The 11,434-nt window shown below is 66.7% G+C and carries 10 protein-coding genes and 1 pseudogene; 8 read left to right on the forward strand and 3 right to left on the reverse strand.

Annotated features, from left to right (window positions below):
* Positions 1–161: 161 nt before the first annotated feature.
* Genes E3O57_RS04160 through E3O57_RS04175 form a run of 4 tightly spaced genes read left to right on the forward strand, consistent with a single transcriptional unit; the run spans position 162 to position 3,335 of the window.
* Entirely contained in the window at positions 162–986 is an 825-nt protein-coding gene (locus tag E3O57_RS04160) for an ABC transporter ATP-binding protein (RefSeq protein ID WP_088456078.1), read from the forward strand.
* Positions 983–1,660 (forward strand): ABC transporter permease, encoded by a 678-nt coding sequence (locus E3O57_RS04165; protein ID WP_103460603.1) that lies wholly within the window; start codon positions 983–985, stop codon positions 1,658–1,660. The genes E3O57_RS04160 and E3O57_RS04165 overlap by 4 nt, the downstream gene beginning before the upstream one ends.
* Complete coding sequence (locus tag E3O57_RS04170; protein ID WP_103479160.1) at positions 1,657–2,370, forward strand: ABC transporter permease; 714 nt, start codon at positions 1,657–1,659, stop codon at positions 2,368–2,370. Before E3O57_RS04165 ends, E3O57_RS04170 begins: the two co-directional genes overlap by 4 nt.
* A gap of 41 nt (positions 2,371–2,411) precedes the next feature.
* Positions 2,412–3,335: an ABC transporter substrate-binding protein gene (locus E3O57_RS04175; protein WP_103479161.1), complete on the forward strand. Its 924-nt coding sequence runs from the start codon at positions 2,412–2,414 to the stop codon at positions 3,333–3,335.
* Positions 3,336–3,412: 77 nt separating this feature from the next.
* Here E3O57_RS04175 and E3O57_RS04180 read toward each other — a convergent pair whose 3' ends face one another.
* On the reverse strand, positions 3,413–5,719 hold the full coding sequence (locus E3O57_RS04180; protein ID WP_103460600.1) for a hypothetical protein: 2,307 nt from the start codon (positions 5,717–5,719) through the stop codon (positions 3,413–3,415).
* Between the two features lie 465 nt (positions 5,720–6,184).
* On the opposite strand from E3O57_RS04180, the pseudogene E3O57_RS19075 reads away from it, so the two are divergent.
* From E3O57_RS19075 to E3O57_RS04200, 4 genes and pseudogenes are all read left to right on the forward strand, one after another.
* Positions 6,185–6,676 (forward strand): annotated as a pseudogene (locus tag E3O57_RS19075) (glycosyltransferase family 2 protein); the annotation flags it as partial.
* A 447-nt stretch (positions 6,677–7,123) separates the two neighbouring features.
* Positions 7,124–7,852, forward strand: a complete 729-nt coding sequence (locus E3O57_RS04190) for a glycosyltransferase family 2 protein (protein ID WP_103479200.1) — start codon at positions 7,124–7,126, stop codon at positions 7,850–7,852.
* 4 nt (positions 7,853–7,856) lie between these two features.
* On the forward strand, positions 7,857–8,276 hold the full coding sequence (locus E3O57_RS04195) for a DUF2304 domain-containing protein (RefSeq protein WP_088456083.1): 420 nt from the start codon (positions 7,857–7,859) through the stop codon (positions 8,274–8,276).
* Between the two features lie 107 nt (positions 8,277–8,383).
* On the forward strand, positions 8,384–9,958 hold the full coding sequence (locus tag E3O57_RS04200; protein WP_103479162.1) for a DUF2142 domain-containing protein: 1,575 nt from the start codon (positions 8,384–8,386) through the stop codon (positions 9,956–9,958).
* A 59-nt stretch (positions 9,959–10,017) separates the two neighbouring features.
* Here E3O57_RS04200 and E3O57_RS04205 read toward each other — a convergent pair whose 3' ends face one another.
* Positions 10,018–10,971 carry a M56 family metallopeptidase gene (locus tag E3O57_RS04205; protein ID WP_241990299.1) on the reverse strand — a complete coding sequence of 318 codons (954 nt, stop codon included), beginning with the start codon at positions 10,969–10,971 and terminating at the stop codon, positions 10,018–10,020.
* Positions 10,972–11,024: 53 nt separating this feature from the next.
* Positions 11,025–11,405, reverse strand: a complete 381-nt coding sequence (locus E3O57_RS04210) for a BlaI/MecI/CopY family transcriptional regulator (RefSeq protein ID WP_088456085.1) — start codon at positions 11,403–11,405, stop codon at positions 11,025–11,027.
* Between the last annotated feature and the right edge of the window lie 29 nt (positions 11,406–11,434).

Here is an 11,434-nt window from a genome sequence, read left to right on the forward strand (position 1 = left end):
CCCGACTCGTCGCCTGTGGCGCTGAAGACGAACAACGGCAATCCGCTTTGGATTCGGCTCCGAAGAATGGTTGGCTGGTCATCCGCACTTGCCTGCTTCCGTCGCCCCGCATTCGAAGGGGGTGACGGACGTCAAGCCCGCACCGAGGATTGAGCCCAGCCATGATCGAGTTCCGTTCCGTCAGCAAGCGCTTCCCCGACGGCACCCTCGCAGTCGAGGATTTCAGCCTGGTCCTGCCCTCCCACAAGACGACAGTGCTCGTCGGGTCCTCCGGATCGGGCAAGACCACCCTGCTGCGGATGATCAACCGCATGGTCGACCCCACCAGCGGCTCGGTCGAAATCGACGGCGAGGACATCGCCACTCTGCCCCCCGTGAAGCTGCGCCGCGGAATCGGCTACGTCATGCAGAACTCCGGACTCCTGCCGCACCGCACGGTCCTCGACAACGTCGCCACGGTGCCGCTGCTGCGCGGCACGCCGAAGCGTCAAGCCAGAGCGGATGCCCTGGCGATGCTGGACACCGTCGGGCTGGACCGCGCGCTGGCCGACCGATACCCGAGCCAGCTCTCCGGCGGTCAGCAGCAACGCGTCGGCGTGGCCAGGGGGTTGGCGGTCAACCCGAACATCCTGCTGATGGACGAACCGTTCGGTGCCGTTGACCCCATCGTGCGCGCCGAGCTCCAGCAGGAGTTGGTTCGGCTGCAGAAGGAGCTGGACAAGACCGTCGTCTTCGTCACCCACGACATCGAGGAAGCGTTCCTGCTGGGAGACCAGATCGTGATCCTGCGGGACGGCGGCCGCATCGCCCAAGTGGGCTCGCCCGCCGAACTGCTCGCCAACCCCGCCGACGACTTCGTCGCCAGTTTCGTGGGCGCCGATCGGGGCCGGCGGGCGCTGCACGTGGAGCGGCACGGGAACGAGGACGTCGTGGTCGACAGCGACGGGCGCCTAGCCGGTGTGCTGAAGCCAGAAAGCGCCCGATGACCTGGGTCCTGGCCAACCTCGGCCTGATCTGGGCGCGCACCCTCGACCACGTGGTGCTGAGCCTGCCGCCGATCGTGATCTGCTTCGTGATCGCCGTTCCGTTGGGCTGGTTCGCCCGGCGCTACCGGGTGAGCCGCGGGATCATCCTCACCGGCGCCGGCCTGCTCTACGCGGTGCCCTCGCTGCCGCTGATCTTCGTGCTGCCCGCCGTGATCGGCACCAGCCTGCTGTCCCCGGTGAACGTGATCATCGCCCTGACCCTGTACGGCATCGCCCTCATGGTGCGGGTCGTCACCGACGGTCTCGATTCGGTGGATGCCGACGTCCGCCAGTCCGCCTCCGCGATGGGCTATTCCACCTGGTCGCGGTTCTGGCAGGTGGAGCTCCCGCTGTCCGGCCCGGTCCTGCTCGCGGGCATGCGGGTCGTGGCGGTCAGCACCGTCAGCCTGGTCACCGTCGGCGCGGTGATCGGGGTGCAGAGCCTGGGCAGCCTCTTCACCGACGGTTTCCAGCGCGGAATCCAGGCCGAGATCGTCGCCGGCCTCGTCGCCACGGTGGCCCTTGCGCTCGTCTTCGACGGTGCGCTGGTGCTCGCCGGTCGGCTGCTGATGCCCTGGACCCGACGGGTCGCCCCGCCCAAGCCGAGTGTTCCTCTCGAGGTGAGCGCAGCATGAACCTCTTCGCCAGCGCCATCGACTGGATCCTCGACCCGGCCAACTACGTCGGGCTCAACGCGATTCCGCTGCGCATCGGACAGCACCTCGTCTTCTCCCTCGTCACCCTGGTATTCGCGTCGGCTATCGCGATCCCGCTGGGCTACCTCATCGGTCACACCGGCCGAGGCCGCGGCCTCGCGGTGACGACGTCGGGAGGGCTGCGGGCCATTCCCACCCTGGGCCTGCTGACCCTGGTCGCGCTCTGGGTCGGCATCGGCGTCGTGGCCCCGTACGTGGCCCTCACGGTGCTCGCGATCCCGCCCATCCTGGCCGGCGCGTACACAGGGTTCGAGGCGATCGACCGGCGCACCATCGACGCAGCGCGCGCCGTGGGAATGAGCGAACTGCAGATCGTGAGGAAGGTCGAACTGCCCCTGGGCCTGCCCCTGTTGATCGGCGGGCTGCGCTCGGCCACCCTGCAGGTGATCGCGACAGCGACCCTGGCCGCTTATGTGGCCGATCTCGGTCTGGGTCGGTATCTGTTCTCGGGGTTGAAAACCAGGGATTATGCCGAGATGCTGGGCGGGTCGATCCTCGTAATCCTGCTGGCCCTGGCGCTGGAGGGAATCTTTGCGCTGATCCAACGGTTTGTTGTACCGCGGGGTGTCTCCGGGCACCTCGGCACAGCCCCCAAGCTTCGCACCGGCGGCCCCGCAGCCGCACGGTGATACATCTACCGAATCTTCGGTACCTGAGGAAGGACAACAGCATGTTCACAAACACACGAGGCCGGCTCGCGCTTGTCAGCGCGGTCGCGGTTGGGGCTGTCGTAGCCCTTGCAGGGTGCGCGTCCGGGGATCCCCTGGACGAGGGAGAGAGTTCGGCCGGATCCGACACTCTGGTCGTCGGATCGCAGGACTACTACTCCAACGAGATCATCGCGGAGATCTACGCGCAGGCGCTGGAGAACGGCGGTTTCACTGTCGACCGCCAGTTCCGCATCGGCCAGCGTGAGGCCTACCTCCCCGAGATCGAGGCAGGCTCGATCGACGTATTCCCCGAATACAGCGGCAGCCTGCTGCAGGCCCTGGATGCCGAGGCACCGACCGGCACCGCCGACGAGGTCTACACGGCCCTGGAAGCGGCCCTGCCGGAGGGCTTGACCGTGCTCGACCGGGCCGAGGCCAGCGACCAGAACTCCTGGACCGTCACCCAGGCGTTCGCGGACACCTACGGCCTCACCGACATCGCCTCGCTGTCCCAGGTCACCGAACCGATCACCGTCGGCGGCAACTCCGAGCTTGAGACCCGCCCGTATGGACCGACCGCCCTCAAGGAGGAGTACGGCATCGAGATCGCCGGCTTCACCCCGGTTGAGGACAGCGGCGGACCTCTGACCGTCAAGGCTCTTGTCGACAACAAGATCCAGCTCGCGAACATCTACACGGCGGATCCCAACATCACGTCGAACAACCTCATCGCGCTTGACGACCCCGACAACCTGTTCCTGCCGGACAACGTCGTGCCCGTCGTCTCCGACAAGGTCGACGACTCGGCCGCCGACATCCTGAACGCCGTCAGCGCTGCCCTGGACACCGACACCCTGATGGCCCTGAACGCCCAGAGCGTGAACGACCAGGCAGCCGCCGACACCATCGCGACGGAGTGGCTGACCCAGGAAGGCCTGATCTAGCCGCCTTCGTATACAAGAAACGGCCCCGTGATCTTCACGGGGCCGTTTCTTGTGTGTTCGGGTGTGTGCTCAGTGCCCTAGACGGCGGGACCGACCGGGATGTCGTTGAGCGTTCCCGGGCCGTCCACCAGGATGACCGGCTGCTTGCCGCCGTTGATCGCTACGATCTGGTTCCACGAACCGAGCGGACGTCGTGTCCCGGCCTCGACCACGTACACCGTGCCGTTGTCGGAGGTCTTCACGAAGACGTGCTCGATGGGTGCGCCGCCGCCCTGGGCAAGCACAGCGCAGGTTCCTCCGGTCAGGTCGGTCACGGGCATTCCATGAGTGACTCCACCGGCCAGCGGGTAGATTCGATCGCCCGCGGCGAAATACTCGGTGGAATTGCACCGCACGACGCGCGTGAGGCTCCCGGGGGCCGCGGTATAGGTGGCCAGTGACGCATCGGTGGCGTACGACCACGAGTTGATTCCGAACGCCGACGTCGTCGTGAACGAGGCCACCGGGATCTTGCGGGTGGCACCGTCAACGAAGTAGATCGTGGTGTCACCCGGGCTGCGAACGAGCGAGGCGCCCGGCAGGTACGGGGACGCGAGCGGGATCACGGATCGTGCGCCCTGCGAAATCCACACGATCTGAGGAGCGGAACCGTTGTTCAAGGCGAGCAACGTGGTCCAGGTCGGTACGGCGCGAGCCGTGCCGGCCTTGACCCCGTAGACGGTCGGGCTTTCCGGCGAGATCACGAACAACGCGCCGGCAATGGTTTCGCCCCGGGGCAGCCGGGCGCACGAGTCGGCCGACAGATCGGTGACCGGCAGGCCTGCCGCTTCCGCGCCCTGCGCCAACTCGCGCAAGGTGCCGGCGGCCGCGAAGTAAGCCTTGCCGTCGCACCGAACGGTCTGCGTCAGTGCCGCACCCGTGGAGTAGGTATCGAGTTGGGACTGCGGCACGGTCTTGAAGCCGTTCGCACCGAACTCGCTCGCCAGACCGAACGAGGCGATCGGGAGCTTGCGCTTGAGCCCGTCGATGAAGTAGACGGTTGCCGAACTGGACGACTTGGCCAGGCTCATCGGTGCCAGCACCGCCTGGACGATGGGAAGCGCTGCGGCCGCCTGGGCGCTCATGGTGGCGATGTAGGGGACCGTGCCTCCGTTGAGGCTGATGACGGTCTCCCACGCGGTGATCGCGGTGCGGCCGCCCGGTGACAGCATGTAGACGGTTCCATCGTTGACCACGAAGAACTTGCTCATCTCGCCACCCACCGGCAGCTTGGCCAGCTGGGCAGGGGAGAGGTTGACGGCCGCGGCACAGGCGAATCCGTACGAGCTCACGAGCTCACACGAGGTGAAGCGATGCCGCACACCGGCTTGGACGAGGGAGATATCGCCGCTGCCCGCGTCACGCACCAGGGTGCTCGCCAGGAGGGGCGAGGTCGAGAAGCTGTCGAGGTAGCTCTGCGAAACGATCCGGAACGGGCCGAGCGCGCCAAGGCCGTTCAGGACGTCCATCGACGGAACGGCGTACTTCGTCGTTCCGGAGAGCAGGTAGATCGTGCCGTTCGATTCGGTGCGAGCGAAGTCGCCCCCGCCCTGGGTGTTGCCGAACCAGTCCGTGAAGATACGGAAGAAGTTGCGGTTGCCGTAGGTGGAACAGCCGTCGCCGGTGCCGTACATGTTGGCCAACGAGGCACTGTTGGGTCGATACGGGGTGTAGTTGTAGAGGCCTGCCGTGGCCTGGTTCTCGATGTACACCTGTGACGATCCGCATCCGGCGTTGGGGTGCCACTGGATGGTGTTCGTCCGGCCGGCCTGGAAGTTACGTCCGCTCGGTGTGGCCTGGTACTTCTTGTACTGGTATGCGGCGTTGTAAACCTGATTGAAGAAGCCGTAGTACACGGCGTCGCAGTCGGCGGTATCCGGGCAGCCGAACCCCGTCGCCTTGCGGTAGATGCCGGACGTGGGTGCGGTTGCACTCACCAGTCCCTGTTCTTTTTCCAGCAGGACCAGCATCACCTGCGGGTTGATGCCGCAGAGGGAGGACACCTGCCAGATGATCTCCGCAGCGCTCTGATTGGCCGGGCCGGGGTAAGCGGCGCAGCCGGCGGCCCGTTGCGGCTGATAGGACGAGTCTGCGCGGTAGTCCTTGAGGCAGGTGTAGCCGGAGCGGCAGGAGGGCACCTTGGCATTGAGGAACGCCTGCACCTGCGCGACGCTCATCGTTTTCGAGTTGTAGAACTGAGCGTCAGAGATGATGTTGCCGGGGTTGAAGTCGGCGGCCGAGGCGGCTTCCGCGCGGGACGGCGCCTGGCCGACCACCAGAAGCGGGGCAATGAGCACGACGGCGATGATCGCCGCGAGGAATCCCGTCCAGCGCCGAGCGCTCATCCGTAAGACATTCGGCAGACGGATCATGAGCGTTTCCCTACGTTGGCCAGCGCGTTCAGAGGTCAGATTCGGGTGGCCGCCCACAGGCAATCGCGCGCTCCCCCCAGCAGCTGAACGCGTGTTGCCATTCAGTACTTTTAGGTACTCTATTACACCGCGTCGGCTACACCCCCTCGACGACACTCTGGCGATAGCACCCCATCTCGCGGGTCAGCGCGGCTCTTTGGAATTCCCGTCGTTAGAATGGTGGGTGAACGTCGCGGCAACATGGCCCTGGGCCGCAGGAGATCCGATCGATAGTCACCAGAGAGTCCTAATCAGAATGTTAAGCACATCTTCGCTGGAACACACGGTTTGCAGCGACGCTGACGTCGCTTGTTCCGCGTCCGCACCTAGCGCAGACGTCGGTCGCTCATGACGTCGTCGAGCGCTCGCCCGATCCAGGCCCTTTCCGTCGACCTGATGATGCCGTTCTACGGCGATCCGGCTCTGTTCCGGCTTGCCGTGGAGAGTGTTCTGGCGCAGACGGATCCGAACTGGCGTCTCGTTGTGATCGATGATCAGTACCCGGATGCCGCCCCGGGAGCCTGGGTGGCCGGTCTGGACGATCCCCGCATCGTCTACCTCCGCAACGAGATCAATCTGGGCGTGAGCGGCAACTTCAAGAAGTGCGCCGAACTGGCCACTGCGGATTTCACGACCATCGTCGGATGCGACGACCTCCTCCTGCCCAACTACGTGGCCCGGATTCGTCAGCTTGTCGAGGAATTCCCCGAAGCGGACTTCGTTCAGCCGGGGGTCCAGGTCATGGACGCCACCGGCCAGGATGTCCTGCCCCTGGCTGATCGGGTCAAGGGCTGGTATCGGCCGCGCGTGGCCGGGGCGACGCAGATCTCGGGAGAACGGCTGGCATCGAGTCTCCTCGCGGGCGCCTGGACCTACTTCCCGTCCATCGCGTGGCGCACGTCACGTCTGCACAGACACGGCTTCCGGGACGACCTCGATGTCGCCCTCGACCTCGCCCTGCTCATCGACATCGTCGTAGCCGGTGGCACGCTCGTGCTCGACGACCAGCCGAGTTTCCGGTATCGCCGGCACTCCGGCAGCGTCTCCTCGTGGAAGGCCGACGACGGGTCCCGCTTCGTCGAAGAGCAGCGCTACTTCGCGGAGTGTGCGGAGCGGATGACCGCCTTGGGGTGGAAACGTGCGGCGCGGGTCGCCTCGCGCCACTACTCTTCCCGGCTCAACGCCGTGACCCGCATCCCCGCGTCCATCACGGCCAGGGACCGCCGGGGCACCCGCGCTCTTCTCGGCCACGCCCTGGCGATCACGCCGGGGGACCGCTCCCTCGGGAGCGTCTCGGTCCCGCCGGTCGGGTCCAGCCCGGTGAGGCTCGCCCAGGACATGTCGTCGGTCCTCGCGCGCACCTTGATCGTCATGCCGGCCTTCAACGAGGCAGAGTCGGTCGGTGACGTCGTGCGTGAAGTCTTCTCCGCTCTGCCGGGGGTGCACTGCCTGGTGGTCAATGACGGTTCGGCCGACCAGACGACGGCCTTTGCCCGTCGCGCCGGCGCCGTCGTCGCTGAGCTTCCCGTCAACCTCGGGGTCGGCGGTGCCATGCGACTGGGCTTCAAGTACGCCATTGCTCACGGCTTCGACAATGTCGTGCAGATCGATTCAGATGGCCAGCATGATCCGGCGAACGTGCTGGCCCTGCTCGAGCGACTCGATGACGCTGACCTGGTCATCGGTGCCCGCTTCGCCGGAGTCGGCGACTACGAGGCACGCGGACCTCGTCGATGGGCTATGCGTGTGCTGTCCGTCATTCTCAGCCGGACCGCGCGGACCACGCTGACCGATACGACCTCCGGGTTCAAGGCCTCCGGGCCTCGTGCGGTCGCACTGTTCGCGTCGCACTATCCGGCGGAATACCTGGGCGATACCATCGAGGCCCTTGTCATCGCTTCTCGTGCCGGCTGCCGCATCGAACAGGTGCCTGTCGTCATGCGGGTGCGCGCAGGGGGGCAGCCGTCACACAACCCGCTTCGATCCGCCGCTTACCTCGGCCGGGCCTTCGTCGCCCTGTGCTTCGCACTCATCCGTCCGTCGCTGCCACTTCGACCGGAGGCCTGAGTCCGTGAGCTTTTCCACCTATATCATCGGCGTCCTTGCCGCTCTCGCGACGCTGGGCGTAGTGATCGAGATGCTGCGCCGACGTCGCCTGCGCGAGCGCCACGCGCTGTGGTGGGTCATCGCCGGCCTTCTCGCGCTTGTCATCAGCGTGTTCCCCGACACTCTCATCTGGGCGGCAGCGCGCTTCGGAGTGGACGTGCCGACCAACCTGGTCTTCTTCGTGAGCATCGCCGTGTTGTTCCTCGTCTGTATCCAGCACAGCGCCGAATTGACCGATCTGGAAAGCAAGACCCGCACTCTCGTGGAGATGTCCGCATTGCAGGATCTGCGCCTCCGGGAGTTGGAAAGCCGCGTGGATTCCGAAGATCTGCACGGTACCGCGACCGGCCGCGGAGAGCGGCTGCAGGATACCCAGGAGCTCTGACCCGAGCGCTAAACTTTCCGCGGCGTGGGCAGCCCGCCGTGATTCCTTTCCTCCCGTCCGCGGTCGCCCCCGCCGAACGGTTCAATAGATGCGGACACAGCAGCGGCATGAAGACAGCAGCAACCAGCGATACGTCATCGGCACCATCGGATCGCACCGGCCGCCGATGGCGGGTCTTTGTCACCAGTTTTGTGGTCATCCTGGCCCCGATGCTGCTGTGGGCCCTGGCGTCGCCGATGATGTCAGCACCCGATGAGGCGTCGCATGCGATCCGCGCCGCCGCCGTCGCCCGCGGACAGATCGAGAGTGTGCCCTGGGACCAGGACCGGTCGCTGGCTCGCGCTGAGGTCCCGCGGTCCGTTGCCCACGCCCACGAACTCAGCTGCTACAAATTCCGGCCGGATATCTCTGCCGGCTGCGTTCGCCCTGTCGAGGGCGATCCGACCGACATCGTGGTCACCGGAACGTCCGCCGGGCTGAACAGCCCCGCCTACTACGCCATCGTCGGGCTGCCGACGCTGGTGATGGACGGGACACCGGCGCTGTATGCGATGCGAGCGCTCAGCGCGGCACTGTCCGCCGCCGCCCTGGCCGTGATGTTCATGCAGTTGATGCAGTTGCCCCGGTCCCGATGGGTCATCGTCGCTGCCGCGGTCGCGGTGACGCCGATGGTGCTGTATCTCGGCGGGTCGATCAATCCCAACGGCGTCGAAGTCGCGTCAGCGGGGGCGCTGTTCGCCACCCTGGTGCTCACCCTGCAGACACCGGCCTCCAGACGTCTCCTGTGGGAACGCGCCGCACTGGTAGTCGTCACGGCCGCGGCGCTCCTGAGCACACGAAGCATCTCGCTGCTCTGGGTGCTGATCATCGTCGGGGCGGCACTCGTGTTCGCCAATCCGCGTGTCGTGGCGGGTCTGGTCCGCCAACCGGCTGCCTGGGTGGCCATCGGAGCATGCGGCCTCGTCAGCGGACTGACGGTCGCGTGGTACCTCGGCCTGGCCACCTTCGCGGAGCACCCCACCGCCAATACCGGGAGTAGCCCGACCATCGAGTTCTTCACGATGGTGCTGCGTACGCTCGACTTCAGCGACGGGCTGATCGGGTTCTTCGGTTGGACCGACACACCGTCGCCCAGCTTCAGCATCATCGTGTTCAGCTTCGGTATCGTGACCGTGCTGGTCGCCGCCGTGGCCTGGGGATCGCGGCGGGGAAAGTTCGCCGTTCTCGGCCTGGCCCTGGTCATGGTGCTGGTGCCGGCGATCACGCAGGCCATTCTGATCAGTTCGATCGGCAGCATCTGGCAGGGTCGCTACATGCTGGCCATGATGATGTGCCTGCTCGTCGCCTGCGGCCTGGCGATCGACGATTCCGATCAGCGGCCACAGCCTTCCGCGAGCCTCAAACGCTTCGTGATCACCCTGCTTGCTCTTTTGTCGATCGGGCAGGTGTTCTCCTTCGTCTCCACCCTCCGGCGGTACATGGTCACGGTCAATGGCGGCATCGAAGCCATGTTCATGGCACCGAGTTGGCAACCGCCGGTGGGATGGCTCATTCTCACGGCCGTTCTCGTCGCCGCCGTGACGGTGGGCGCGCAGCTCACGTACCGGGCGGCATTCCGCGAATCCCGCACGGCGGTGGGCCCGCTCGACGCCGCCAGGCCCGAACCGGCCTCTGCGGCTTAACCGCGCAGACGTTCCCGGGGAACCGTCCCGGGGACCGTTCTGGGGGCAACCCCCGAACGTCAGCTCGTCAGCAGCAGCGCCGGGGGCAGCAGGAGCAGGGCGACGGTCGTGCAGACCACCAGGGTGCGCGCCGTCGTGCTCAGCCCGGGGACCTCGCCCAGCAGACGGCTCACCCGCGGCCCGACCAGGTCGGCCGAGGAGACGTCATCGAGGCCGCCCGCGGCCGCGAGCGGCGTCTGGGTACCGGAGACCTCCGACAGGTGGGCGGTGCCCACGAGCGCGATCGCCCTGGCCAGGGTGCGGTCGTCGACAGCCTGCCTGGCCTGGTCGTCGGCCATCATCTCCACCAGCAAGGCCACCGCATTTTCGGCGCGGTTGGCGATGGGGAACCAGGGCAGGGCGCTGTGCCAGGACTTGAACGCCAGCAATACCACGTGGTGCTGCTGACGCAAGTGGGCGCGCTCGTGCGCCACGACGCCACGCAGCTGGTCGGCATCCAGCAGGTGCAGCAGACCTCTGGACAACACCGTGGCCGATCTGGTGCCCCCGGGCAAGCAGTACGCGATCGGCGCGGCATGGTCGATGACCCTGGTGCCCTCGGTATCGAAGGGCAACGGATCGCTGAGCAGTCCGATCAGGGTGTGGTGACGACGGCGCTGCCGCTCGGCGCGGATGAACGTGGCACTGAGGTTGAGCAGCAGGTGGGTGCCGAGGATCAACGCCAGGCAGAGCGCCATCACCCCCGCCAGCGTGGCCCCGGCGGGTAGAGTGCCGGCCGCGACGTGCACGGCGAGGGCGCCGAGGGCCGACACGGGGGTGGCTCCGAACGGGATCAGGCCGAAGACCAGCAACGAGCCGATCATCGAGATGCCACCGGCCAGAGCGATCGCCTGCCACAGGGCGAGGGCCAGGCCGGGCGCGCGAGGCGGCCAGTCTGCCCCGGCAAGGAGAATCGGAACGGGCCAGGCCAGGAGTACGGCCAGCGCCATCAGGGCCAGTGCGGTGTTGAGCACGGCGCGCTACCCGGCCAGGGCCGACAGGCTCGTGCCGGGGATGACGGCCATCGTCACTCCGGCGACGGGCCGATGCTCTCGAGCAGGGCGCGCAGGGTCTGCGCCTCCTGCGGGCTGACGTTGCCGATGAACCGGGCCAGCGTCGCCGTGCGGTCGCTCGTCGTGCCCAGAACCTCGTGCATGAGCTCGGCGGTGTGCTGTGCCCGGGAGCTCACTGCCGTGTACCCGTGCGGCCGGCTATCGCGGTCGCGAGTGACGAAGCCCTTGCTCTCCAAGCGCGACAGCACGGTGAGCACCGTCGTCGTTGCGAGGGGCTTCGCGCCGGTGGCGGCGGGATCGAGCAGAGCATCACGCAGTTCGTTGGCGGTCAGGGGAGCGTCGGCAGACCAGAGCAGGTCCATCAACATTCGCTCGAGCACGCCCAGACTTCCCATGAGGAAACTTTACCAAGCGAAACGGCGCT

Origin of the sequence: Cryobacterium sp. TMN-39-2, from assembly GCF_004402745.1 — a bacterium.
In the GTDB taxonomy this organism is placed as follows: Bacteria; Actinomycetota; Actinomycetes; order Actinomycetales; family Microbacteriaceae; genus Cryobacterium; species Cryobacterium zongtaii.